The 26,708-nt window shown below is 59.0% G+C and carries 12 protein-coding genes; 4 read left to right on the forward strand and 8 right to left on the reverse strand.

The annotated features are described in order from the left end of the window. Positions 1-2 precede the first annotated feature (2 nt). Positions 3-494 (reverse strand): DUF3592 domain-containing protein, encoded by a 492-nt coding sequence (locus tag ABEB25_RS04750; RefSeq protein WP_345735233.1) that lies wholly within the window; start codon positions 492-494, stop codon positions 3-5. Between the two features lie 67 nt (positions 495-561). On the opposite strand from ABEB25_RS04750, the gene recJ reads away from it, so the two are divergent. Further along, positions 562-2,289 (forward strand): single-stranded-DNA-specific exonuclease RecJ, encoded by a 1,728-nt coding sequence (gene recJ / locus ABEB25_RS04755; protein ID WP_345735234.1) that lies wholly within the window; start codon positions 562-564, stop codon positions 2,287-2,289. A 105-nt stretch (positions 2,290-2,394) separates the two neighbouring features. Next, positions 2,395-5,415 (forward strand): ABC transporter substrate-binding protein, encoded by a 3,021-nt coding sequence (locus ABEB25_RS04760; RefSeq protein WP_345735235.1) that lies wholly within the window; start codon positions 2,395-2,397, stop codon positions 5,413-5,415. A gap of 15 nt (positions 5,416-5,430) precedes the next feature. Here the strand turns inward: ABEB25_RS04760 and proC are convergent, their stop codons facing one another. Beyond that, positions 5,431-6,234: a pyrroline-5-carboxylate reductase gene (gene proC / locus ABEB25_RS04765; RefSeq protein ID WP_345735236.1), complete on the reverse strand. Its 804-nt coding sequence runs from the start codon at positions 6,232-6,234 to the stop codon at positions 5,431-5,433. Positions 6,235-6,276: 42 nt separating this feature from the next. Further along, positions 6,277-6,648, reverse strand: coding sequence for a TSUP family transporter (locus ABEB25_RS04770; RefSeq protein ID WP_345735237.1), 372 nt, complete (start codon positions 6,646-6,648; stop codon positions 6,277-6,279). A 91-nt stretch (positions 6,649-6,739) separates the two neighbouring features. Between ABEB25_RS04770 and ABEB25_RS04775 the strand changes: the two genes are divergently transcribed. Next, positions 6,740-7,099, forward strand: coding sequence for a hypothetical protein (locus ABEB25_RS04775; protein WP_345735238.1), 360 nt, complete (start codon positions 6,740-6,742; stop codon positions 7,097-7,099). Positions 7,100-7,159: 60 nt separating this feature from the next. On the opposite strand, the gene ABEB25_RS04780 is transcribed toward ABEB25_RS04775, so the two are convergent. From ABEB25_RS04780 to ABEB25_RS04790, 3 genes are read right to left on the reverse strand one after another with little or no spacing between them, the layout of a single operon-like run. Beyond that, positions 7,160-7,480: a low molecular weight protein tyrosine phosphatase family protein gene (locus ABEB25_RS04780; RefSeq protein WP_345735239.1), complete on the reverse strand. Its 321-nt coding sequence runs from the start codon at positions 7,478-7,480 to the stop codon at positions 7,160-7,162. Further along, positions 7,477-10,641 carry an efflux RND transporter permease subunit gene (locus ABEB25_RS04785; protein ID WP_345735240.1) on the reverse strand — a complete coding sequence of 1,055 codons (3,165 nt, stop codon included), beginning with the start codon at positions 10,639-10,641 and terminating at the stop codon, positions 7,477-7,479. Before ABEB25_RS04785 ends, ABEB25_RS04780 begins: the two co-directional genes overlap by 4 nt. A 6-nt stretch (positions 10,642-10,647) precedes the next feature. Next, on the reverse strand, positions 10,648-11,814 hold the full coding sequence (locus tag ABEB25_RS04790) for an efflux RND transporter periplasmic adaptor subunit (RefSeq protein WP_345735241.1): 1,167 nt from the start codon (positions 11,812-11,814) through the stop codon (positions 10,648-10,650). Positions 11,815-12,040: 226 nt separating this feature from the next. On the opposite strand from ABEB25_RS04790, the gene ABEB25_RS04795 reads away from it, so the two are divergent. Further along, positions 12,041-13,321, forward strand: coding sequence for a dihydroorotase (locus ABEB25_RS04795; protein WP_345735242.1), 1,281 nt, complete (start codon positions 12,041-12,043; stop codon positions 13,319-13,321). A 3-nt stretch (positions 13,322-13,324) separates the two neighbouring features. On the opposite strand, the gene ABEB25_RS04800 is transcribed toward ABEB25_RS04795, so the two are convergent. Continuing rightward, a complete protein-coding gene (locus ABEB25_RS04800) occupies positions 13,325-14,587 on the reverse strand; it encodes a DUF5722 domain-containing protein (protein WP_345735243.1) in 1,263 nt (420 codons plus the stop codon). A 117-nt stretch (positions 14,588-14,704) separates the two neighbouring features. Then, positions 14,705-26,437 carry an autotransporter-associated beta strand repeat-containing protein gene (locus tag ABEB25_RS04805; RefSeq protein ID WP_345735244.1) on the reverse strand — a complete coding sequence of 3,911 codons (11,733 nt, stop codon included), beginning with the start codon at positions 26,435-26,437 and terminating at the stop codon, positions 14,705-14,707. Positions 26,438-26,708: the final 271 nt, after the last annotated feature.

Consider the following 26,708-nt stretch of genomic DNA (forward strand, 5'->3'; position numbering starts at 1 on the left):
CCTCACCGCCGCCGCAGCGCGTTCCAGGCCATGCCTAGACCGCCGACCACGAAGAGCAGCGGGAACCAGATGGAGTAGAGCGCGGCACGCGAGTCGTGTTTGAGGATTGCGATGTCTGGCTGGGCAGGATTGACGTAGCAGGTGGTTTCCTGGCCAATGGGGTAGTCCTCCAGCTTTTTGCGGGCGTTTTCTTCGTGCTGGCTGGCGGAGTCCACCCGCTTGATGCGAGTGCCGGTGAAGGGCTTGCCTTCAAAGGTGTACGAGTAGCGCACGTCGGCTTTGTGCGCGGGATTGGAATGTGGGGTGGGGCGCTCGCTGAAGACCTGCGCGGAAATAATTCGGCAGGGAGTGGGAACCCAGCGGCGGGTCTCCTCCGCACGCTGCCACGATGTCCACAGCACCCAGGTAAAGAGCAGCCCGGCCAGAGCCAAAAACAGGCCCATGCCTGCCAGCCAAAGACGGCCGGAAAGAGAGGAAACGGAGGTGGAAGACATGAATGGGGGAGGGATGCTTTGACTAGCCTACGAGCGTGCTGCATACAAGGAGGTTGCACATCTGAAAATGGCCCTCGCCTCTGAAATCCCTCTGCCGAACACCCTGCCTCCGCGCTGGCTCCTGAAGCCTGTGCCTGAGGCCGCGGGGGATTTGGCGGCGGACACAGGGCTGCCGCTGCTGCTGACCACCCTGCTAACCCAGCGCGGTTTCCTTTCGGCGGATCAGGTGCAGGATTTCCTGGTGCCAAAACTGGCCTCTTTGGGCGACCCTACCGTGCTGCCGGAGATGAATATCGCCGTGGCGCGCATCCTGAAAGCGGTGGATGAAAACCAGCGCGTGGCCCTTTACGGCGACTACGATGTGGATGGCGTGACCTCCATGGCGCTGATGCACCTGACGCTGAAGGCTTACGGACTGCCGACCCACCTCTTTCTGCCCTCCCGCATGGAGGAAGGTTATGGACTGAGCATGGACGGCTTTGCGCGGCTGTTTGAGGAATTTGGCAAACCGGACCTGCTGCTGGCGCTGGACTGCGGCACCACCTCCATCAAGGAGCTGACTTGGCTGCAGGAGCAGGGAGTGGACTGCGTGATCGTGGACCACCATGAGCTGTCCCCCTTTGGCCGCCCTCCTTGTGTCGCGCTGGTGAATCCCAAACTAGGCACGGAGTATCATTACTTCTGCACGGCGGGGCTGGTGTTCAAGGTGGCCCACGCACTGCTGAAGACCCGCCGGGTGGACTTTGACCTCAAGGAGGCCCTGGATCTGGTAGCCCTGGGCACGGTGGCGGACTTGGTGCCCCTGATTGATGAAAATCGGCTGTTGGTACGCCGAGGTCTGGAGGCCCTGGCGCAGACGGAGCGCATCGGCCTGCGGGCGCTGAAGGAAATCGCAGGTGTGGATGGTTTCATCCAGACCCACCACGTGGGCTTCCGCCTGGGGCCGCGCCTAAATGCGGCCGGGCGCCTGGATACGGCCTCCACCGCCCTACAACTTCTGCTGGCGGAGGACCCACTCGTTGCCTCGGACTACGCTACCTTGCTGGAAAATCACAACCGCGATCGCCAGGCCGTGGAACTGGAAGTTTTTAACGAAGCCGAGCAGCAACTGCTGGCCATGGGCGATCTGGAACACATTCCGGCCGTGGTTCTGGGCTCGCGTAACTGGCACCCGGGCGTGGTGGGCATCGTCGCTTCACGCATTTCACGGCTGGTTCACCGCCCGACCATCCTGTTTTCCTTTGATGAGAATGGCATGGGCAAAGGTAGCGGCCGCAGCATCCTGGGTTTCTCCCTGGTTGAAGCCATCGAGTTTTGCCGGGAGCACATTGTACGGGGAGGGGGACACGCGATGGCAGCGGGTGTTTCCGTCCATGAAGACAAGCTGGAGATTTTCCGCGAGCGGTTCTCCGAAGCCGCCCGCCGGGCGCTGAGCGAAGAAGCCCTCACCCCGGTGCTGGAGCTGGATGTGGAAGTGCGCCTGCGTGATCTTTCCCTGGAATTTCTACGTAATTTCAGGCTGATGGAACCCTTCGGCCAGCGCAATCACGAGCCGGTATTTCTGTGCAAGCGGGTCACCCCCCGCCTGCCAGGGCGGCTGATGAAAGAGAAGCACCTGCGGGTGATGCTGAGCCAGGATGGGGCCTCAATGGAAGCTCGCTGGTTCAATGCTCCTTTGAAAAACCTGCCCAAACCACCCTGGGATGTGGCGATGCGGGTCCAACGGAACTTTTGGCGTGGAGAGGAACAGTGGCAGCTCACCCTGGATGCGGTGCGCACCTCTGAACCTGAATGAACACGTTTTAACTACGACAGAGTCATGGATTTGCTGCCTCCATTGCCCCGAAACCGAGGCAATTTGTCACCGGGTCAAAAAGCGATCCAGGGGGCCATTGCAGCGTTGAACCTGCCACTCAAACTGCTGGTCGTTCTTTGGATCTGCGGAAGTTCGTCCCAAGCGTTGGCCGCGCCAGATGGTCCACCCGCGAAAAAAGTGCGCATCCAGCTCAAGTGGCACCATCAATTTCAATTTGCGGGCTACTACGCCGCCGAGATTCAGGGGTACTATCGGCAGGCGGGCCTGGAGGTGGAACTGCGGGAGGGCAATCCCAACCGACGATCCCTACAAGTCGTGCAATCCGGCGACGCGGACTTTGGGGTGACAGACTGTGACGTGCTGCTAGCGCGCATGCAGGGCAAACCAGTGGTGGTCTGTGCCTCCATCTTCCAGCACTCACCCTACATTCTGCTGAGTGTCGCTAAACAAGGTATTACCAAGCCATCTGACCTAGTGGGCAAGCGGCTGATGGTGGCCACCGACCAGGGAGAGGCTGAGGTGAGGGCCATGATCATCCGTGAAGGGCTGCCGGCAGACCGCATCGAATTTCGGCCGCATAGCTGGAGCAACGAGGACCTGATCGAAGGGCGTGTGGATGCCATTTCCGCCTACAGTACGGTGGAGCCCACCCAACTCCGCCTGCGGGGAGTGACTCCCGCCTTCATACGCTTCAGCGACTACGGGGTGGATTTCTATGGCGACACGCTTTTCACCACCGAAGGCCTGGTGAAGAAAGACCCAGCCCTGGTGAAGGCTTTTGTCGAGGCTTCCCTGAAGGGCTGGGACTATGCGATGAAGCACCCGGAGGAACTTATCGAACACATCCTCCAAATACCCGGTGTGAAGGAAAGAGGCATCCTGAGGGAAAATCTGGAAGTGGAGGCCCGGGAGATGGTGCCGCTGATCCAGGCAGATCTGGTGGAAGTTGGTCACATGAACGATGGGCGGTGGGAACGCATTGCTCAGACTTTTGTTGAAACCCAGGTTGTCAAAGAGCTGAAACATCTTCAGGGCTTCATCTGGAGGCCTGAGGCTGGAACAAATCTGAAACCATTTTTATGGGGCATTGCAGCTCTCAGCCTCATTGGCAGTCTGGCCACGCTCTGGACTTTACAGCTACGGCGCCAAGTGGAGGTGCGCACCCAGGAGGTCAGGGAGGGCCAGCAGAAGCTTTCTGCGATTTTGGACAATACGTTTCTCTTGCAGGGACTGCTGGATACGGAAGGGCGTGTGATTGAAGCCAACAGCGCTGCCCGGGCCTTTGCAGGAGTGGAACTGAAAGAAGTGGTAAGCAAATGGTTCTGGGATACCATCTGGTGGACCCACTCCAGCACCGAACAGGACAAACTCCGCGATGCCATCCGTCAAATCCAGCAAGGCAAAGACTACGTCCGGTTTGAAACCGTCCATCCAGACCGGGCGGGAAATATTCATGCCATTGATTTCTCCATCCGGGCTGTGAGGCAGGAGGACCAATTCCTGCGCTACATGCTGGTAGAGGGATATGACATCACCGACAGGAAAGGCGCTGAAACCGCGCGCCGTGTTTCCGAGGCCAACCTCCTGGCGCTGCTGGAAAACAGCTCCGGGGCCATCTGGTCCCTGGACCGGGATCTGCGCTACCTGACCTTCAACTCCCGGTATCTGGATCATATCCTGGTCATCGGTGGGAAGAAAGCCCAGCTCGGCCAGCATGTGCCGGATGTGGAGCCTGCCGCGCACTTTGCCGAGTGGCGTCCTCACTATGAAAAGGCACTGAAGGGCGAACGTTTCAAGGCCACCTTTACCGAGGAAGTGCGCGGCAAAACACGGATTTTCCAGGCCTCCTTCAACCCCATCCGCCATTCGGGAGAGGTGACAGGTGTGTCCGTTTTCAGTGATGACGTGACGGAACAAAAGCACCTTGAAGACCAGCTTCGTCAGTCCCAGAAGATGGATGCGATTGGTCAACTCGCAGGCGGCGTAGCCCATGATTTCAACAACCTGCTGACGGTCATCCAGGCGAATGCATCCCTGGCCAAGATTGTGAAACTGTCCCCGGAAATGACCACACGTGCCTTCAGCGAAATTCTGGAAGCATCCACCCGGGCGGGCACTCTGACCCGCCAACTGTTGACCTTTAGCCGCCAACAACCCGTGAACAAAACAACGCTCAATCTCAATCAGATCGTCACGGATATGAACCGGATGCTGCAGAGGCTGATCGGGGAGCATATCCTGATCAACCTCCGCCTGAGTCCGGCACCGGCACTCGTGCATGCGGACCTGAGCATGATGGAGCAGGTGGTGCTGAATCTGGCCGTCAACGCTCGGGATGCCATGCCCCAAGGCGGAACGCTGACCCTGACAACACGCTTAGTCCCCCTGCGGCAAATGCCGCCACAGGCACCCACGCAGGCAGCACCCGGCGAATATGCCTGCCTGGAAGTGCGGGATACGGGGACAGGCATTTCAGAAGAACATCTGGAGAGAATTTTCGAGCCTTTTTTCACGACCAAAGCCATCGGTCAGGGCACGGGAATCGGCCTGGCCACGGTCTTTGGCATTGCCCAGCAGCATGGCGGCTGGGTCAGTGTGGAAAGCCAGCCAGGAGCCGGCGCCGCCTTCCGCGTGTTTCTGCCGTTGCTGGTCAACCCAGTGCCAGCGCCGGCAGAGGAGGAAATCGCCCTACCCTCTTCACTGGGTTCACGGGGCAGCGCCACCATCCTCATCGTTGAGGATGAAACGACGGTGCGCACCATCGTGAAACATGTGCTGACCTCCCATGGATACAAGGTGCATGAGGCGGTCAACGGGCAAGAGGCGCTGACGCTCTGGGAGGAGATCGGTCCCCAGGTGGATCTGGTGCTGACAGACATGATCATGCCAGGCGGTGTCGGTGGCCACGAGCTGGCTGCGCAGCTAAGCGCCCGCAAGGCGAGCCTGAAGATCATCTATACCAGCGGATATTCGGCTGAGACGTTCCGCCGGGATTCTGTTTTGCCTGCGGATGCCATCCTACTGCGCAAGCCCTACACGGCGGCCCAATTACTGAAGGAAGTACATCGGCTGCTGCCAGGCGAGGCCGGAGACAAGATGGCATAAAGAACGGGTTCCAGATCAGGCTCCCAGTTCCTTGCTCCTCTCTGTGGCCTTGCGAACGGCCTGGATGAGGGCGTGGCGGAGGCCATGGGCTTCGAGCTGCTCAAGTCCGGCGATGGTGGTGCCACCGGGACTGGTGACTTCATCCCGCAGGGAGGCCGGGTGCTTCCCGGTTTCCAGCACCATCTGGGCGGCACCGGCCACTGTCTGGGCGGCAAGGCGTAGGGCTGCCGTGCGCGGCAGGCCCATGAGCACTCCCCCATCAGCCAATGCCTCAATGACGGTGTAAACATAGGCGGGACCGCTGCCGCTGAGGCCGGTGACCGCATCCAGAAGCTTTTCAGAAACCTCGTCAGCCGTGCCGACGCTGCCGAGGATTTTGACCGCCACGGCGGCATCTTCCACAGTGGCCTTCGCGCCCCGCGAAAAAGCGGCGGCACCGGTCGCGACCAGGGCGGGCGTATTGGGCATGCAGCGGATCACCCGCTGGCGCTCTCCCAGCCAGCTTTCGAGCTGGGCGACGGAGATGCCGGCAGCGATGCTGATGTAAAGTCGGCTCCCCTCCAGCGAGGAAAGTCCCTCACACAGGCTTTTCATGTCCCCGGGTTTCACCGCGAGAAGGACGACTTCGGAGGCCGAGACCACCTCCGCAGGTGTGCCGACTCGGGTTTGACAGGCAAGGGACTGCCGCAGGGCATCCACTGCCGCAGGCACCACATCACTGACAGCGACCGACAGCTCCTTGCTGCCCAGGGCTTTTTCAACACCGCGCAGGAGGGCACCGCCCATTTTTCCACATCCGATCAAACCGAGTTTCAACATGGCGCGATGGTGGCGGCGAGGCGGGAGTGACGCAAGGAAAGATCACGCCTTCCCGACAAGGAGCATCCGCAGGCCAAATGCGACCATGACGACGCCAAAAATCCGGGTCAGGGTTTCATTGCTTAGGGTCTTCAGCCAGCCAGAGCCATAGTAGGCAAACAGGGCGGCGGAGAGGGAGGTAACGGCCATGACCTTCCAGTTAACCAGTCCATGGCGTGAATTCTGTGTGGTGGCCATGAGGGCGGTGGGGATGATGATGGCTAGGCTGGTGGCCACGGCCTGCCGCTGAGGCATGGCGAGGAGAAAAACAAACGCAGGAACCATGACCACACCGCCACCCACCCCACAGAGCGCGGCGACAATCCCACTGACCACCCCAATGCCCAGACAAGTCAGAATTTCAGGAAGCAGCATAAGGAAAATCCAGGTTCGATTTTTGGTTGATGCAAAAGGATTGAATCAGTTATCCGTTGTACCGTCGAAAGACACACGCAAAAACTAGCCCATGAAACGTCTCCTCGCCCTCCTTGCCGTCGCCGCTTTTTCCAGTCTGGCCCCTGCTGCAGAACCCCTGAATAAGGTCTGCCCGATCTCAGGTAAACCCGCCAATGCGGCCATCACCAGCAACTACAGCAAAACGGTGGCCGTCTGCTGTGATCGCTGCAAATCTCAGTTCAATGCTACGCCTAAGGCCTACCTGAGCAACATCCTCAGCGCCAATGGCGTGCAGTGCCCGCTGAGCAAAAAGAAAGTGGATGCCTCCAAAACCGTGACTTACTCCCGCCAGGTCGCCTTTGCGGACGCCGCCAGCAAGGCCACCTTCGATGCAGCACCTGACAAGCACATCAAGGAAGTGCGCCAGTAGCGCTCCCCTTTTGTTTGCCCCTTAAGCGGCAGGTTCTGACCTGCCGCTTTTTTGTGTTTCCTACATGATCAAGGGTTCCACCCGCTCTCGAATCAGCTCAATGAGAGCGGGGTCCATGTACTCATAGTCATCGAGGATATCCAGCACCTCGATCCGTAAATCCCCCATGACGGTGGGGAAGTCATCGCGGAGGCGCTTTTTCTGCCAGTGCTCCATCACGCAAACCACATCGGCCCATCGCAGCGACTTTTCACTTACCCGGGTGCGCGCCGCCGAACTGACTCCGGCGGAGCGTACCTGAACGCGGGGGTCATTTTGATAAATGGCCTCAGCGGTGGGGCTGCGCCAGTGATTGCGAGAGCAGAGAAAGAGAAGCTTCACAGTTCAGCAACGTGCGAGTGATCATCTTCGACCACTGGCTTTTTCACATTCCGGCTAAGCAGGACGAAGAACACAGGCGTGAACAGCAGGCCGAAGAAGGTCACGCCGATCATGCCGTAGAACACCGCAGTGCCGAGGGCCTGACGAATCTCAGCACCAGGACCTTTAGCGATGACCAGAGGCAGCACGCCCAGAATGAAGGCGAAGCTGGTCATGAGGATGGGGCGCAGACGCAGCTTGGTCGCCTCGACAGCAGCGGCAAAGCGATCCATACCCGCCTCTTGACGCTGGCGGGCAAACTCGACGATCAAAATGGCGTTCTTCGCCGCCAGACCGACGAGCACCACAAGCCCGATCTGAGTGAAAATGTTGTTATCCATCTGCCGGATCCACACGCCCACCAGGGCGCTGAGAAGGCACATCGGCACGATCAGAATCACGGCCAGCGGCAGGCTCCAACTTTCATACTGGGCGGCCAGCACGAGGAAGACAAAGAGCACGCAAAGAGGAAACACAAAGACGATGGTGTTGCCGGCGAGGAGTTGCTGATAAGTGAGGTCCGTCCACTCGATAGCGAAACCATCGGGCAATTTTTCTTTGGCCAACCGCTCGACACTGCTGACCATTTCGCCAGAGCTGACGGTGGGCAGGGTGTTGCCATTCACATCCGCCGTGGTGTACATGTTGTAGCGGGCAACACGGTCTGGCCCGCCGATGCGGTTCATTTTAACGAGGGCCCCAAGCGGCACCATTTCACCCTTTTGGTTACGCGTTTTCAGGCGCAGCACGTCCTCGGGCCGCACACGGTATTGCGGTTCAGCCATGGCCGTAACCTGGTAGGTGCGGCCAAAGAGGTTGAAGTCATTGACGTAGGCGGAGCCCATGTACACCTGCAGGGTCTCATTGATATCGGCCAAGGAGATGCCCATGTTTTTGGCAGCCTGGCGATCAATATCGAGGTAGTACTGTGGCACGTTAGAGCGAAAGCCAGAGATCATGGAGGTGAAGCCCGGCTCAGCCCGGAGGGCATCCATGAGGGAGTTGGTCGCATTTTGAAGACCGGCCAATCCAGCGTTGTTCAGGTCCTGAATCTGGAACTTGAAACCGCCCGCATTGCCGAGGCCGCGCAGGGCGGGAGGGGGCAGCACGATGACACGCCCAGCCTGGATACCGGAGAAGCGTTTTTTCATCTCGTTGATGAGCGCATCCGAGGTTTGCTCGGGCGTGCGTTTATCATGCGGTTCCAAGATGAGGAAGGCGGCACCGACATTGCTCTGGTTCGCCTGGAGCACGGAGGAATAACCGGAGATGGCGAAGGTGTGGGCGATGCCTGGCGTTTCGCGGGCGATGACGTCCATCTCACGCACCACGGCATCGGTACGCTCAAACGAAGCCCCATCCGGAAGCTGAACCACAACGAGCATGTAGCCCATGTCCATGGTGGGGATGAAGCCGGTGGGCGTGATCTTGAACAGGTGGCCAGACAGCCCGATGAGGCCCCCGTAGGCCAGGAGCACCACGATGCCGATGCGGACCAGCTTCGCCACGATGCTACCAAAGACATTAGACAGACCGTTGAAGAACTTGTTAAACAGCCGGAAGAACCAGCCGAACAATAGGTCGATCGCGCGCTGCAGCATGTCGGGTTTTGCCCCGTGTGGAGGCAGCAGCAGGGCCGTCAGGGCGGGGCTGAGTGTGAGCGAGTTAAACGCTGAAATGATCGTGGAGGCCGCGATGGTCAGAGCGAACTGGCGATAAAACTCCCCCGTGATGCCACCGAGAAAGGCTGTAGGCACGAACACCGCCGTGAGCACCAGAGCCACGGCGACGACCGGGCCGGTCACCTCCTTCATGGCCAGGAGGGTGGCCTGCCGTGGAGAGTGGCCTTTGGCAATGAAGCGCTCCACGTTTTCCACCACCACAATGGCATCATCCACCACGATCCCGATGGCGAGCACAAGACCGAAGAGAGACAGGTTGTTGAGCGTGAACCCGAAGGCCTGCATCACCGCCATGGTGCCGACGAGAGACACCGGAACAGCTAACAGCGGAATCAGAGAGGCGCGCCAGTTTTGCAGGAACACCACCACCACAAGCACCACCAGGATGATGGCCTCAAGCAGGGTGTGGAGCACCGACTCCATGGAGGCACGGACGAAACGAGTGGGGTCATAGTTGATGCGATAGTCCACCCCCGGCGGGAAGCGTTCTTTCAGCTCCGCCATTTTGGCATACACCCCATCCGCTGTGTCCAGAGCATTGGTGCCAGGAAGCTGGAAGATACGCAGGGAGACGGCATTCTTGCCATCCATGTAGCTCTTCACCGCATAGTCGCGGGCCCCCAGTTCAATGCGGGCGACATCGCTGACGCGGATGACCTGGCCATCGGCATTGGTCTTGATGACAATGTCACCGAATTCTTCGGCCGTGATCAGTCGGCCTTTGGTGGTGAGGGTGTAGTTAAAACTGGTGCCTTCAGGCGCAGGCATGGCACCGAGCTGCCCGGCAGCCACCTGGACGTTCTGCTCGCGAATCGCCTTCAGCACATCGCCAGCGGTCAGGTCGCGCCCAGCGATCTTGTCTGGGTCCAGCCAAATGCGCATGGAGAAATCCAACCCACCCAGGGTAGAGGCCTCCGCTACACCCGGCAGTCGGGCGAGCTGGTTCTGCACCTGCAGCAAAACGTAGTTGGAGAGGTAAATGACGTCGCGGGAGTCATCCGGCGAAAAGAACTGCACGGCCAGGGTTAAGTCAGGCGAGCGCTTTTGCGCCTGCACGCCGAGTCGGCGCACGTCCTCCGGGAGACGTGGCAGGGCCGCGTTCACACGGTTTTGCACCAGCACCTGAGCCTGATCGAGATCGGTGCCCAGCTTGAAGGTCACCGTCAAGTTCATGCGCCCGTCGTTTGTACAGGACGAGGACAGGTAGAGCATGTTTTCCACCCCGTTGACCTCCTGCTCCAGCGGAGTGGCGACGGTATCGGCAATGACCTGGGCATTCGCCCCAGGATAAGTGGCGCTCACCACCACGGTGGGCGGCACCACATCGGGGTACTGATTCACCGCGAGGCCGAAGTAAGACAGACCCCCCAGCAGGGTGATGACGATGCTGAGAACCGTGGCGAAAATCGGCCGGTCCACGAAAAAGCGGGAGATGTTCATGCGGCTTTATTTCGTGGCGGTTTGCAGCGGGGCGACCTTCATCTCGCGCTCTTCCTTGACCAAGACCGTAGCCCCATTGCGGACGAGGGCCATGCCCTCCACCACCACCCGGTCATCCTGGGCAATGCCCGTTTTCACCACGCGCAGACCTTCATGCAGGGGCCCGATCTCCACCGGCACCTGCTTGGCGACTCCCTCCGTGGAAATCACGAACAAGAACGGCTTGCCCTGATCGCTGCCGATGGCGTTGTCATGCACCAGCAGGGCTTTGTATTTGCCGCTGCCAGGAATGCGCACACGGGCGAAAAAGCCGGGAGCCATGAGACCGTCTGGATTTGGAAACAGGGCGCGGGAACGGATAACGCCCGTGCCGGGGTCCAGCCGATTGTCCACAAAATCAATTACGCCTTTGTGCGGGTATCCCTCCTCATTGGCCAGGGCCATTTCGGCAGGGATGTTCTGATCCAAGGCGCTGGCGCGCTGCCCAAGGCGGCGAAGTTCACGGTATTTGAGGGCCGACTGCTCATCCACGTCAAGGTAGCAGTGGATGGGGTCCACGGAGACGATGGTGGTCAGGACGGTGGCGTTGGAATTGTTGCTGCCGCCGTTGATAAGGTTCCCCTGGGTGATGAGGACATCCCCCGTTCTTCCAGAAATGGGGGATTTGAGCTGGGTGAACTCCAGGTCCAGTTGCGCCTGCTGAAGCGTTGCCCGGGAAGAGCGCAGACTGGCCTCGGCCTCCGCCAGGGCTTGATTGCGCTGATCAATCTGCTCCACGGCGATGGCCTTGGATTCCATGAGTTCCTTGGCACGCTCGGCCTCCATTTTCGCCAATTTCACCCGAACCTGTGCGCGTTCCACATCGGCCTGGGTGCGGTCCACCACGGCCTGATAAGGGCGCGGATCAATGGTGAAAAGCAGGTCGCCAGCCTTGACGTCGCTGCCTTCCCGAAAGTGGATTTTTTCCAGGTAACCGGAGACGCGGGCACGGATTTCGACGGATTCCGGGGCATCCAGGCGGCCGATGAACTCATCCCACTCCGTCAGCTCAGTTGCCAGGGGTTTAGCCACCGTGACCGGGGAGGGCGGCGGTGCGGCGGCGGTCTTTTGCTGAGCGCGCTCACAAGAGGAAAGCGCGGCCAGCACCAGGCTGAGGGCAAGGAGTCTTTGCATTGGGGGGAGAATTACGGCGCGGGAGGGGATTTTTCGCCGTTTCCTGACTGGTTACGTCTGGGAACGGCAAATTCCACCCGCACTTTGGGAGCCGCCAACAGACAAAGATATTCCGTAGCCCCGAAAAAAAATCCTGGGAGACAAACATCCCCTGCTCAGGGGCGTGCAAACTTTCAGCGTCCCCCTTGCCACTCGGCTTTCGCGCGTCATATCATGTTCATCATTCATGAAACGTCTCTACCGCCACGCCCAGATCGCCTCCGAAGACTCCGCCCAACTGATGCGCGGGGATGTTCTGGTGGAGGGGGATCGCATCATCGGCGTAGCCGCTGAGATCACCGGGGTGGCGGATGCCGAGGTTATTGACTGCACGGGCCGCATCCTGCTGCCCTCTCTTTTTGACATCCACGTCCATGCCCGTGAGCCGGGCCAGGAGGACAAAGAAAACATCGCCACCTGTGCCGAGGCAGCCATCAATGGAGGGGTGACGGGTTTTGTCATGATGCCGAACACCTCCCCGGCGATCGACAATGCCGGGGTCGTCCGCACGGTGCTGGAAACTGCACGCCGCACACGCATCGGGGCCAGCATTTACACCTCCGGAGCCATCACCAAAGGCCGCAAGGGGGAGGAGCTGGCAGGCATCGCCGGCATGAAAGCCGCCGGCTGTGTGATGCTGACGGATGATGGTTACGCCGTGGACAACCCGCAAGTGCTGCGCCGCGCCATGGAATACGCACGCGACTTTGACATTCCCCTGGCCAGTCACTGCGAGGTGAAGGAACTCAGCGGCAAAGGCAGCATGCATGAGGGAAAAATCAGCTACGCCCTCGGCCTGCAAGGCATCCCCAGCATCAGCGAAGAGATCTGCATCTCTCGGGACATCCGCCTCGCAGAATATACGGGCGTGCATCTGAACATCCAGCACGTGACCACCGCCGAAGGCATGGGCACCATCAAACGCGCCAAGGACCGGGGTATCCGCGTCACCTGCGAGATCGCCCCCCACCATCTCATGTTCAGCCATGAAGACATCGGCGACTATGACACGCACTACAAAATGAACCCACCGCTACGCACGAAGGAAGACAATGCGCTGCTGCTGCAAGGGCTCAAGGATGGTTGGTTCGATGTCATCGCCACCGACCACGCACCCCACACGCCGTTTGAAAAGAATCAGGCCTTCGCCAGCGCCCCCTTCGGCATCACCGGCCTGGAAACGGCGCTGCCAAGCCTCTTTGATTGTTTCATCTCAAAAGGCATCCTGGACTGGGGCCTCATCGTCAAACGCTACTCCGCGGAGCCGCGCCGCCTGATGAAACTAGAGCTCGTGCCTGTGAAGCAAGGCGGCATCGCCGATTTCATCCTCTTCAATCCAAATCGCACGACCACCTTCACCCCCGAGTTCATGAAGTCGAAGAGCATCAACACCCCCTTCTTGAACAAGACGCTGAAGGGGCTGGTTGAGCGAGTGATCTATCGCGGTGAGGAACTGCTGGCGCGGTAAACTTTAAGGCTGAGTCCAATCCTTCAATCCCGTGACTGGCAGCAGTGGAGCGGCGGCGGCTTTCCACTCAGGCGTCCCGGCTTTCTGAAACAGTTCCCAGATGGCTTTTTTGCTATGAGGATCGGCGATGCTCCCGGGCGCATTGCGCCAGAGACCTAAACGCAGACCGCCCTCCTGCGCGTGATCCACATGACGATGGTAGATGAACGCATCCACCGTGGGCAGAGTGAGACATTTTTCCCACGCGTAAGCATAAGCGGCGGCCTGGAGCTTTTCCCCCTCCGGCGTGAGCAGCGTGTGAAAGCCCTGCTCTGACAGGATGATGCGGCGGGGCTGCCCCTGATAAAGCAGTTCCTTTTGTTCCAGATGCTTCGGTAGGACTTGGAGGTTTTTGAAAGTCACTTTTGGCGTGGTATCATCGTTGGTTACGCTCTTGTCCGCCCAGGCCCGTGGATTGCCCAGGTCCTCCGGGTAGGGGTGCCAAGCGACATGCCAATCTATGTCTCCACGCTCGCGCACGAGTCGGGCAAATGTGTCCAGGTAATCACGGCCAGGGGTGGCCTCCTCCGCGCTGATGCCATGCATGGAAACTGCCCAGTGATGATCGAAGGAAATGTAGAGACGTGCGTGTGCGGAGGCGGTGCGAATGGCCTGATGGACGATGCGAAAGGCATTTTCATAATGGCTGGCCGCCTCGGCCAGTGGCATCTTGCCGAGGTTGTACCAGAGCCAGTGAGAATTGACCTCATTGCCCACGATCCATCCCCACACACGGCCATGCTGTGGCTGGTCCCCCGACCAACGCGCCGCCAGGTATTCCGTCACCGCCCTAAGCCAGAGCCGTCCTTCGGGAGTCACGCTGTTAAAGGCACCAACGCTGTATTTGTAGTCCGCACGGGCCCGGGGATGAATCACCAAAGCATCACGCACAGCTTCCTTCGAAGGGTAAGCGATGAGGATGAGGTAAACGGCGACGCCTTTGTCCGATAGGGGTTTGATTTGTCTATCCAGACTGGCCAGATAAGCGGCGTTAAAGGCGAAGGTCTGCCCTTCCACCGTATGCGTGGGATTGCCAGGTTTCTTCGCTAGGTCCGGCAGGGCGGTGAGGTTGATGTTGATTCCCGCATGGTGGATGCCCAGTTCCAAGGCATCCGGCACCATCTGCACCTGCAGTCCTTTGATGCTGGGAGGTGTGGGGAAAGGTTCCGCGTTTGGCGCAGCAAAAACGGAGACCGAGAAAAGGCAGGCAATGAAAAGGCGGAGCATGAAGGGGCGCAGTTAACGCTCCGGCCCGCCCAGTTATAACGGCAAGAATCATTCCTGGCCGAATGAAGGAACAAAAACCCAGGAAGCCCGTCCTTCATCCGACCAATCGGCAGCAGCCTAACGGCGACGGCGGAAAAACAGGAAGGCCACGCCGACCACCAGCAGCAGCACGCGGCTGGGTTCTGGAACGACCGCGATGACCAGCACGCCGTGGCTGTTGAAGAGGCCCGTGTCCCAGCGCAAGTGAGGATAAGCGGAGAGATCGGGAAGATTGAGATCGCCATTGTCATCGCCGTTGCCCACCAGATAACGGCTGGATCCGGCATCGAAGCTGCCCCAATCGGCGACACCATACCAATCCAGCAAATTGTAAACATTGCCTGCGCTGGGGATGAACCCTGTATCGGTAGGAAGGACCTCGATGCGGCCTCCATTCCAGGTCAGGCCACCGCCAATTTCGAGGTGATCGTGCGCAGCCGATACAATGGCGGTGCTGCTGGGGACAGTCTGCCCGAAGTAGTCTGGGAAGGCGCTGGAGGAAGGATTGATCCAGGGCAGCAAAGAGATGTAGTCCTCATACTCAAAGCCACCGATGACAAAATTTCCGGCAGCGAGCTCCGAATCCAGAAGCGTGGCTCCCAGCACCTGCATGGAAAGAATGGCTCCCGGATTCAGGACCAGGTCGCCACCATTGCCATCGCCCACAAAAAGAGTCCCCCTCCCTACCCCGACCACTGTCAGCACCGAATCCCCCGGGGCCAGAGTGCCATGAACCGTGAGCCCGCCGCGCACATGCCCCGTGCCGCTGAGCGTGGCACCAGCCATGACGGTCGTCATGCCTGTTCCAGTGCTGCCTGCGATCCGCCCGCTGGTGCTCGTGAGGGCGGTGAATGCATTGGTGCTTCCCTGGCTGACGAAACCCCATTCGCCCGTACCGCCCTGCCCTACCTGCAGCGTGCCAGCGGAGACGGTGGTGGTGCCCGTGTAATCATTGAAGATGGTCAGAGTGGCGGCACCTGTGCCGAGTTTTTCAATGCTCAGGGAGCCTGGCGTCGCGGCGCTTTTTTCATACTGAGCTGAAGGCACTCCATCACGGAAATAGACATCCCAGGCGGTGTCCCCATTTTGGACAATGCGCAGGGTGCCTGGTGTGGTGGAGGCATTTTCGACGATGGCCGAACTGTTGCCGACCGGAGTGTAGTTGGCCGTGCCGGTGGCTCCGTGCAATGTCCCCGAAGCCGGATCCACATTGGCATTGATGGCAGCCAGATCCGCCGTGGTCTGGCGGGTGGGATCCCAGGTAGGACTGGTGAATGAATACAGCCCGGAGGTGCTGGCACCGTCATTCGAAATGAGGCCGCCGATCGTTAGCCCCTGGCCGCCTGTCTGAAAGGTGCTCAAATTGCGCATCTCCACCATGTTGGCCGAGGTGAGCGCCGTGGCAGAGCCTGCGCGGAAGATCTCATTGTCGTCGCGGTCGAAGTTGTTGGTACCAACCCCCTGCTCTGCCCCGATGGTGACCCTGCCGGTGAAGTCGCTGTTGTCGCCTGCAAAGAGAAAGGTCACAAACTGGTCATAAGGATCGCTGTTCGCGCTGCCGTCTTCCGTATTGTCCAGCATGAGGTTGTTGGAGCCGCTGAGATTGCCCCGGAAATTCATGAGCACATGCTGCTGATGTCCCACCACGGCAGCATTGTAGGCGGTGGAGTCCTCATAGTAGAAGCGCACATGATTGGGCGAAAGGGCCCCGCCGCCGCCCGTGCTGCCGGAACCCAGGTAGATGTCGCCCGTGAAGTCCAGGGTGGATTCTGGGGCGTAGCTACCGGCGATGCGCACTTCCTGGTTGATGTTATCGCGCACACTGAAATCGCGAGGGATGAGGTAAGTCTGGCGCCCGCTGTCCACAGCCGTGTCACTGTTGCCATATCTGGCCTGCACACGATACTGCACAGTCGAGGTGGAGACTCCTGTGGGATCGCCTAACAAGATATTCCCCGTACTCTCGAGAGACGCCCCGGGATACATGAGTTGAAGAGTCAGCCCTTCGCGCAGATCCAGGTCACCGGTCCACTGGGTCATGCTGTTGTAAAGATACAGCGAGCCTGCGCCTGTTTTAACAATGTTGCCCGCGCCCGTGAGGCCACCTTCATTCGGATTGAAATAAAACTCCCGGTTGCCCGTGCCGCTGCCGGGGAGAAGCGCATTTTGAGTGCGGATGTTCAGGTCCCCCACGAGGTTGTAAAAACCGTCCATAACGATCTGACGACGGGTGGTGTGATTGAGGTAGATCTGGTCACCCGCCTGTTCGCCGAACTGCATCCACTCACGGTAGCGCACCTGGTCCGTCCCTGCGGGAGAACCTTCCTGAGGCGAAAATTCGATGGTCACATTGTTCTTCACAATGGTGCCATCCGTCCAGGAGTCCGTGCTGCCAAAGGGCGTGTGCTGGGTGTTGTTCGCACCACCGCCCTGGAGGTCCACCCGCAGGGAGTTGACTCCATCGCCCAGGATGGTCAGGCCCGTGTAAGTATTGGCCACCCCCACCAGGGTGGCACCATCGGTGCGTGAACCGAACTGGACCGTTCCAGCCCCCTCAATACGCAGGCCTCCGCTGTTGGGATTGCCACTGAGGCTGGCCACCGGATTGGCCTCCGAGGAAATGACGCCCCGAAATACCAGCACTTTGTCTTCATCTACCACTCTTACGGTGCCATCGCCGCTGCCCAGCACCACGTTGGCGGAGTAAGTATCAGTCCCGGTGCCGGTCAGGCTCACTGTTCCACCATTGAGGTTCAGCGGGCCGGTGCCGAGACGGCTGATGCCATCCATGGTCAGTGTGGACGCACCAGTGACAAAGGTGCTGCCGCTGTAGCTGTTGCTGCCCGTGAGGACCGTCTCGCCGATGCCAGTGAAGACCACATTTTGACTACCCGTGATATTGCCGGCCAAGGTCACAGGTGCTGAGGCATAGTTGTGCAGGATCAGATCCCGACCAGCGGCGGTGATGACACCCACCCCAGAGGCGATGGCCACACCGCCAGCGTAGTTGCTGGTGAAAAGCAGTCCCCCATCATTCACCGTCAGACTGCCACTGGTGAAGGCTGCGCCGGGGGTGTTAAACCGCACCGATTCCGTGACGCCAGCGACCATCGAGGAACCCTGGAGGTCCGTGTGCAAGCCAGCCCCGAGAGAATCATTGGCGTAACCGGCAAAGGCCACTACCTGACCCGAAGCATTCACCGAGGCCCAGTCGGTGGCAAAAGGCTGGCTGTCCGCAGCCGAACCAAAAGTAGCGTAAGAACCCAGGCGGGTTCCTTCAGCCACATCGCCCAACCGGATGCTGCCGCCTGCGATGCCCTGCAAATGAAGAGCCCCCCCACTGCTGCGGGTGCCCAAAGCAGCAATGTCAAGCTGGCCCGCCCCGATGGCCGCCAAGGCCGAACCACCTGCGCGGATCTGCAAGGTGCCAAAGTTTTCCTGCCCACCGTCCACAGCCAAGGTGCCTCCACCCAGGAGCAGGCTGGCATTCAGCCCCACACGGCGGCCGGGTGCTGCATCATAGCCTTCCAGCAGCAACAGCCCGCCCAGCACATTCACTCCTTCGACGGAGCCCGCCCCGGCGGTTGAGCCTTGCAGATTCACCTGCCCGGCCCCGATTTTGGTGATCGAGGTATTGACCGGATTGGCCGCCGTGCCGCCATCCACTAGATTTGCGCGAATGCTGACTTCACCCCCAGGGGCGGCATAGAGCCGCAGATCCCTGTCGGCCAAGGTCGTGTAAGGGGTGAACCGGAGTGTGCCTGTGCCCGTGCCAAAGACGACTTCTCCCGAGCGGTTTTCACCGCCGATGGTGGAGTTGCCAGTGGTGTTGCCCAGCCCCCAGTTGCCGTGGCCAAAGATGTTGCCTGAGTCTGTGATGTCCCCGCCGACAGTCCACGAAGAGAGATTGAAAACCGAACCTTCATTGGCCAGCACGAAAGTGGCATTGGAGGTCGTGAGACCATCCGCCGTACCACTGGCGATGAGGCCGCGCCCACCTATGTGGAAACCGGACATGGCATTGTCCGGGTTCAATGCTGCCGCTGCACCGGTGGTGTAAAAATCCCCCGAGCCGGAGTAGCGCAAGTAGCCACGCTTGAGGATGATCTGGCCCGCAGAATCATAAGGCTGCCAGAGCTGAACATTGGCCTCATTGGTGGTGGCGATGACTTCCATGCGCAGCACTTGGTTCTGATTGGCCGCAGTGACGGGTGCCCCGATGGCCCCCGAGGCATTATCACGGATCTGCCCCCGGAAATCGAGAATGCCGGCAGCCCCGGTGTAAGTGGTGAAAATACGGGACTCTGTGGCCTGCACGCCTGCGGCAAGAAGACCGGCCCCGCCATAAATGTCGCCCTCGACAGTACCAATGTTGGTCGAGTTCACCAAGACACGCGGGATGAAGCTGCGTGTGTAGCCCGTGGCTCCGGCGCTGTCCACGTTGTCAAAGACGATGTTTCCACCCCAGGTGCCGCCCTGCTCAATCGACAAGGCGATGTTGTTCCCGCTGATGGTGCCCACACGGATGTCAGCTCCATAAACACTTGCCCCATGGCTGAGATAAAAATTGCCGCCGCCGGTCACATTCACGCTGTCACTCTGGCCGAGGGCAAAGTCACTGCGCGCATAGAGCGAGCCATGGTTCACATGGGTGGCCCCGGAATAAGTGTTGTAGCCAGTCAGTATGAGAGCGCCTGGACCGGTCTTGACCAAGCCATTGGAGTTGGTGATGCCTGAGGCGATGGTCAGGGTGGTATTGTCACCGTCAATGCCCTCATACCCCTTCGGCTGGCCTGCCGTATCATATCGGGTGAAAAAGCCGCCCACATAAATGTGCGCTTCCTGCCCGGCGAAATCGAGTTCACCGCCGTTGATCTGGGAACGGATGTCGAGATTCGAGTTGCCGCTGTTGGTGATGCCCATGCGGTCCAGCACACCAAAGTTAGCCGCCTGAATCATACCCGAAGCGACGGTGAGCTTGGTGTCATCCCGCATCTGCAACGTGGTGTGGTCTCCACCCTGGGTCGCGGCAGAGGTGGGGTTCGCAGCCCCGTTCTGCACGTAGGTTTCAGAGTTGAAACTGAGTGAGTTCACCGTTTTCGAGGCATTGAGCGTTAACAGTGAATTTTGCCGGGTGGCACCGAACTGCCCAGACTGAAGCGAATCCGAATCACGACCCACAATTCGCAGATTCTGATCATTAGTTAGGCCCTGGTCATCCAGTGATACTGTGGTGGTGACGGCACCGTCTGGATTTGCCAACGTCTTGTATTCGGACAGCTCCAGCGGACGCAGAAAATGATTGCCGTTGCCATCGCTGTCCAACGTCACCAGCCTGAACGAGGTGTAGGATTCGTCAAAGCGCTGAGTCACACCATCCGAAGAGGCGACGAGCAGATCGCGGGTGCCGCCGAAGAAACCAGGAACAACAGGCGCATTGCCATTGAGGCCATTGCCCGTGCCAATGGCAAGGGGAGCCACATCCACCCGCAGGACAGCCTTGTCCGTGACATTGCCGCTGAAGAAATCACGTCCTGCAAAGGTCGTTCCTGAATCCAGATTCCGCAGATGTACCGAAGCCCCGGGCTGACGAACGATCTCCGTGAAATGCCAGCCCGCATAATCGCCCTGCAGACGGTTCGCGGTGACACCCGAGGTGGTTAGGTAGTCGGCACCCAGGTTGTACTCCAGCCCCAGCACCCCGGCCTGCGCCGTGAGGATGCCCGCTTTCTCAAAACCGGAATGGACGCCGCCTGTTGCATCCATGCGCAGGCGAATGTAGCCATCGGCGGTGATGGGCAGATTGTCTGGAAGACGATCCCGGAATTCATCAATCGAGGTGCCGCCGGTGGACAGGTAGAAGATCGAATTGCGGTCCAGCCCCATACGCGTCAAACCACCCACGCTGCCGGCGCCGATGAGTCGCGATGTACCGCTGGCGGAAAGAAAAGCCCCAGTCCACTCAGGGGTGTTGCCATAGAGCCGCAGTTCACCGTTGCCGATGCGGGTGATGTTGCCCGTGCCAAACATGTCGCCACCGCCATTGTTGAGGTAGATGCTATGCGAGTTGAAGATCTTCAGCAGGGCATCCTCTTCGACATGGATTTGTCCCGTGAGGTTGTATGCACGACCCGTACCTGTAACCATGGAACGGATGGTGCCGCCGCCTTCGAAACCGCTGCCTCGCAGGGTCAGCCATTCGGCAATGGTGGGATCTGACGAAGTAAAGAACAGGTCCAGGCTCCCGTTCCCACCGATGACCGTGCTGTCGAGGAAGGAGCGGTGAGTGCCCAGAGCACCAGTGACCCCGGTGCTGCCTACCCCTTGCAAGCTGAGGACGCCGTCATTGATCCAGGTGATGCCGCCATAGGCATGGCCCATATTGGCAGGGGTGGAGCCATCCCCCAAAGGCGCATACCGAAACACCACCGTACCGCCACCATTGATGGTGAGATCTCCAATATCCGGATTCCGAACAGAGGAGGCCTCCCAAGGAGTGCCCAGGCTGTCTGAGAGGGTGTAACCATTGTCGGTATCTACAAGATTGTAATCACCGCTGATGAAACCATCGAAGGTCAGCACCTTGTTCGGATCCACACGCAGGGTGCCACCATTCCCACCGAGGAAAATGGTGCGACCGCTGTTGAGTTTTAGACTTTCGGTGACATGCAAAGTGCCCCCATTGAAGTGCAAATTTCCGCTATCAAGGATAGCCCATGCCCCTGCATTATTACCCGCGGGAGTGCCGTCTAGAGTGACAAGTACGCCACTGGTGTAGCCGCTGCCCCCGTTAGTGACATTGATCGCACTGACGGTACTCGTGCCCGTATTGAAGGTGACTATGGCACCACTGCCATTGCCGCCTAGCAACGAAGCAGCGGCACCAGTCTGGCTACCGGTGTAGCTGCTGCCCGCATTAATGAGCACTACCCGTGAGATGGAGCCATTGACCTGACCAAGCTGGGAGTCGCTGCTGATCTGAAGCACCCCATTGTTTAGGTAGACGTTGCCTGTCATTGTATTGTCTGCCGTCAGCACCGTGGTGCCGCTGCCTGCGTGGACGAGGTTCACCTTATTCGCCCCATCATTGGCAATGACTGAGCCGATGGTCATTACCCCCTGGCCATAGTTATAAAGCATTAGATCATTGGAGCCTTGAGCCCAGGTGCTGGTGAGGCTGCCCCCCTGAATGCTGACACTGCCCGCGAGCGTCGCAGGCACCAGCAAACCTCCCTGGGACAAAGACAATGTACTCCCCGCCCCGATATCGAGCTGACCCGCAGCCCCAAAACGCAATGTCTGGCTCTCCGTGCTGCCTGAAAGGGCCATGCTGGCGGTAAGATTAGTGTGATTGGCCGCACCGAATGAGTCGTTCGTGTAGGCAGCAAAGGCCTGTACCCCAGTTGTCGCCTGCCGCCCCGCCCAGTCCGTGACACCGCTGGCGGTGCTGCCATAAACGGCCCAGCCGCCGATGAAAGCCCCAGCCGTGGTGCTCAGATCGGTGGCACTGATGTTGATCGCTCCATTGCCATTTTCCATAAAGGCCAACGATGAGCCTGAGTCACGCCTCAGCACACGGGTAGCCGCACCCAGGGTCAGGGTTGTATTCTGCTGGGTAGTGGCGGAGCTCGCACCCTTCATTAGGTAGATGTTTCCATCCACAGTTTGGGTTCGCATGGCCGTGCCCACAGGCTGTTCCAGCACCAGGTTTCCTCCGCCCCAGGTGGTGATAGAGGCAAGGGCATTGGTGCCAGTGGTGCGTGTGCGGGCAAACTGGTTATCTCCGTTCATACCGCTCCAGACGGCAGTTCCTGCCATGAAGTTCCAGCGGTCCACATTGGAGTTCCCCACCGCATTCCGATTGAAGACCACCGTCCCAGGACCCACGAGAGAAACGGAGGCATTGAAGCTGTCCGCCGTGGTGTTGCTATCCTCCAGCCGGGCATTGACCACCAGCGTGCCGCCGCGCACCTGAAGGAAGCGGAGGTCTCTCTCCGTATTGGAGTTCTGAAAGAGAATCCGGTAAGAAAGGCTGTTGTCGGCACTGCCTATGTAGGCCGTTCCGCTGGTGTGCTCGCCGCCCAGGGTGAGCGTGTGGTTGCGGTTGTTGTTGCTGATGTTGATGCGGTCCGCGTAGTTCAGCACCTGATCTGCCCGAGTCAGCAGGACATGGCCATGATAAACGTTGGTGGCGGAATTGGCTACGCCGAGAGAGTTCTGCGGACCACCTAACCACATTTGATTCCAAGTGTTGTCTTGGGTGATTGCCGCCAGCGCATCGCTGGTCTGAAAGCCTGTGCCGTCCAGGCCGGTTGCGGCAGGATCATACTGGATGCGGAAGTATCCCTGGGTGGCAAAGATCGATCCCGTGGCATCCCATTGCTGGAAGACATTGACGTTCATCTCGTCGTGCCCACGCATCTGAAAGACCAGTGAGTGGTTGCGGTCCAGCCGGGTCGCATTGTCACCTGTGGCACCCACATTGGCCAGGGAACCAGCCTCCGTGTCGCGAAACTGGCCACGGAAATTCAAAGTGGCACTTTCTCCGATAGAGGTGGAAATGACCGTTGGGTCGTTCCACGTGTCATTGTCGGACATGTTCTGATTGTTGGCGGTGTAGAGATTGCCATAGAGAGTCAGCGTGCCGTTATTGCGGGCGGTGATCACGTGGGTTTGGAATTCCCCAGAGCCGGATTCATCTGCGAGGTCGAAAATGACATCACCTCCCCAGGTGCTGTGCGAGGCCCCTTCGTTGCGGAGAACAGTGCGGGTGGTGTCAAACGTGTTGGAAACGCGCAGGTTCACACCGCTGATGTTGGTGCCATACTCGAGGTAAAAATTGCCCGCACCACCCACCACCACTTCGCGGCCTTCCGCGCCAGCCCCCAGGGCACCCGGATGGCGTACCAGCAGGCCCCCTTGCTCGCTCACATAGACATTGCCAGAGAACTGGTTCCAAGTGTCCAGGTAGAGGTTATTGCGCCCCGTTTTCACCAGGTCGGTGGCGTTGATAATGTTGCTGCGCAGGAAGGCATTGCTGCCCGGCATGAAGGTGCCGAAGGAACCGCTATTGGCATCCAGATCATGACGAGAAAGGGCGGAATTGATGATGGCCGCCTGACCGTTCATGCTGATGCTACCGCCACGGATCACGGCCTCAGGGTTGGTGTTTACAGATTCGATGAAGGAGGTGAAATTGATGATGCCTGAATTGATGGTGAGCGTGCGCCCTGGCTCAATGATGAGGTAGTCACGGGCGGCCACAGGCACAGCCTGCCCTGAGGTGCTTGCATTGAACCCGATGGTCAGGGAATTGACCATCACATCCTGGGTCACATTCCGGTTGGCATAGTTATTGCGGCCCCCGGCGCTTTCCGGATCAATGTAGCGGTCTAACAACCAGTTTGTCCCAGCCACCGGAGTGCCGCCCACGCTGTACTCACTGGCTGTCAGAGGCCGGAGATAGCCGTTATCCAACGTCATCAGCCCGAGGCCAGAGCCACCGAAGGCGTAGGCATTTTGGATGGTGTAAGCCGTGCGATTGGCCGCCGCCCCGGTGGCTGCGGCAAAGCTGGCAGGCAGACTGCCGCCGAAAAGCCCTGGGATCACCTGCTGCGTGCTACTGCCTGGCGCGTTGGCCCCAACCAAAGGCAGTCCGCTTGTATCGTTAAGCTTCAGCCGGTCATCCGCAGCGCCAGTCCCCCAGGTGTGGCTGCCGTTCAGATTGTAGATTTTGAGGATGCCGCCGTTGCTCTGGGTGAGCGAAGCAAAGCTGCCATCGAACTGGCCACCGGCTCGGGTGTCGAGGTACAAATAATTCGTGCCCGCAGTCACTGCCACGTGACCAAAGTTTTCCGTATTGGCCACCGTGACATCCGTTTCCAAGGTCAGGTATCCGTTCCGCAAATTCAGCAGCCCATTGTCATTAAGACGGTCATTGTTGTTGGCGCTCGCATAGACGGCATTTCCCGAATTGTTCAGCAGGGCCAGCGAGCCCCAGCGGCTGAGGGTGATGGAATCGGCCTGATTGAGGCTGCCCTGAGGCCCAGCCAGCGAGAGACTAAAGTACTGCGATTCCGCAGCCCCTGTCGGAGAGGTGTTTGTGTATTGCGAAGGAAGGAAACGCCCGGTGCTTTGTTTGACATGCACGTCACCATTGAAATTGGCATTGTTGCCGGTCAGCCTCAGTTCACGGTTACCTCTTTTGGTAAAGCCAGTGCCTTCATTGTCACCCGAAGTGTTGTCAATGACTCCCTGAATTTCGGTCAACCCAGGATGATCATAGCTGTCCGTAGCACTGTTATACCCCACCGCCCCGCCACCCATGCTGAAGATGTTTTCACCCATGCCGCCGCCGACCAAGTTAACAGTCGTCCCTGGCCCGAAGATGTGATCAAAGGTGCGCCCGGTTTCACCATTGCCCTCACGGATCAGCGACCCGTAGTTCAGATTGATGGTGATATTGTCATAGGTCTCTACCACCTTTTGGTTAGGAACGTGGGTATTGCCCGTGCCCCAGTCTGTCCGGAAAATAAGCCGAGCGGCTGTCACGGCATTGCCAGAGAGATCACTCGCGAGACGGTTGGGATTGAAGGGATCCGACGTGCGGCTTCCCTGCGTGAGGTCCACCCCGTCAAAAGTGCCTTCATAATAGGCCACATTGATGGTCATGCCGTCAATCTGGTTGCCCCGGTCTGTACCGCCAATGAGGGCACCCCCCAGCAACCCGCCTTTGTTGCGGAACATGACCGCGCCTTCGTGGATGTTGATGGATGAACCCGCCGCATTGCGGATGTCCGCATTTTCAATCACTAGGTTCGCCGTGCCGATCTTGGTGAGATCATGGCCGCCCAAGTCGAAAACGGCAGCCATTTCTTCATCCCCGGTAGCATTGAGGTAGCGCTTGAGTTCCGTGCTGGAATAACCGCCCACAGAAGCATCGCCTGAAAGGGTCAGATGCGAAAGAGACGCCGTGCCAGCGGTGTTCACAAGCGCGCCCAGACCGTTCATCCCGGCGCCAGCGATGATGAAAATCTCCGTGTCATCGGCCTGCACATCATAGTCGCTGTCACGCAGATCCACGCGGCCACCGTTGTTGATGATGACTTCATTGCCCACACCGCGTAATCCGGCGGCGCTTGCCCCAAAGTCATTTGAACTTCCACGTGCACCTCCCTCCAGCCTCAGCAAGCCGGAATTCACGACAATCTGCCCGGCAAAGTCATTCGTATTGTTATTCAGTAACAGATGACGGACGAAGTTCTCCCCATCATTGACGGCGAGGTTCATCATGGCTGTGCCCGTGACACCGCCGGATATTTTTCCGGCCAATGTCAGCCCCAGGCTGTTGCCATTGGTATCGGCAATCAAAAAATCTACCGCACTGTTGAGCTGAATGGCCGAGCTGATCGTATCATTCCCACTCTTACCTTGCTTGGTGATGAAAGCATTCCCCTCCGAGGCTTGCATCGTCAGCGTGCCACCCGCCAGGGTGAAGGAGTTGCCTCCGCTGAGGTCTCCTATCCGCAGCCCGCCAAGAGTCACGTTCGTGCCAGCGATGGCGGCATCAATGGTCACCGTGCGGTTTGCAGAGATGTTGTTGATGAGTTCGGCGACTTGGTCCATCCCGTTGGGAACAGCCCCTTGCCAGCGCGTAACGTCACTCCAGTTTCCATTGGCCGAGGTGAGATTCCAGGAGCCTGTTGCGGGTGTCGTGGGATCCAAGGCCCATGCCGATGGAACGAAGGTGCCTAACAAGCTGATGGCCAGCCATAGACGGCGGCAGGAAAGGGTGTGATAAGGTGGATTCATCAGGCTGGTTGGGGCTGGTTGAGATGGACTGTCGACCGTGCAAAAGGCGGATCGGCAGTGCCTCTGAGGCCGCTACCGATTTAATTTCAGTTCGAATTTTGAACTGGTTCGGCATCTTGCGGCTATTAGACGATGGCTTGTCTGCGGCTAAGGTCTGACCAACTCCAAGGCAAAGCTTTGACCCCCATCAATACGCCAAAGCTTTATCAATCCAGGCTTGCGGAAACATCGTCTTCGCGACTTGAGTATCCCTCCGCCTAACCATGCAACT

It is taken from the genome of Prosthecobacter algae (assembly GCF_039542385.1).
GTDB lineage: Bacteria > Verrucomicrobiota > Verrucomicrobiia > Verrucomicrobiales > Verrucomicrobiaceae > Prosthecobacter > Prosthecobacter algae.

Bases quoted from the DNA above. Each gene is read 5' to 3' on its own strand.
- ABEB25_RS04770 (WP_345735237.1), bottom strand. From the start codon at position 6,648: ATGCTGCTTCCTGAAATTCTGACTTGTCTGGGCATTGGGGTGGTCAGT.
- proC (WP_345735236.1), bottom strand. From the start codon at position 6,234: ATGTTGAAACTCGGTTTGATCGGATGTGGAAAAATGGGCGGTGCCCTC.
- ABEB25_RS04805 (WP_345735244.1), bottom strand. From the start codon at position 26,437: ATGAATCCACCTTATCACACCCTTTCCTGCCGCCGTCTATGGCTGGCC.
- ABEB25_RS04785 (WP_345735240.1), bottom strand. From the start codon at position 10,641: ATGAACATCTCCCGCTTTTTCGTGGACCGGCCGATTTTCGCCACGGTT.
- ABEB25_RS04800 (WP_345735243.1), bottom strand. From the start codon at position 14,587: ATGCTCCGCCTTTTCATTGCCTGCCTTTTCTCGGTCTCCGTTTTTGCT.
- ABEB25_RS04790 (WP_345735241.1), bottom strand. From the start codon at position 11,814: ATGCAAAGACTCCTTGCCCTCAGCCTGGTGCTGGCCGCGCTTTCCTCT.
- ABEB25_RS04750 (WP_345735233.1), bottom strand. From the start codon at position 494: ATGTCTTCCACCTCCGTTTCCTCTCTTTCCGGCCGTCTTTGGCTGGCA.
- recJ (WP_345735234.1), top strand. From the start codon at position 562: ATGGCCCTCGCCTCTGAAATCCCTCTGCCGAACACCCTGCCTCCGCGC.
- ABEB25_RS04775 (WP_345735238.1), top strand. From the start codon at position 6,740: ATGAAACGTCTCCTCGCCCTCCTTGCCGTCGCCGCTTTTTCCAGTCTG.
- ABEB25_RS04795 (WP_345735242.1), top strand. From the start codon at position 12,041: ATGAAACGTCTCTACCGCCACGCCCAGATCGCCTCCGAAGACTCCGCC.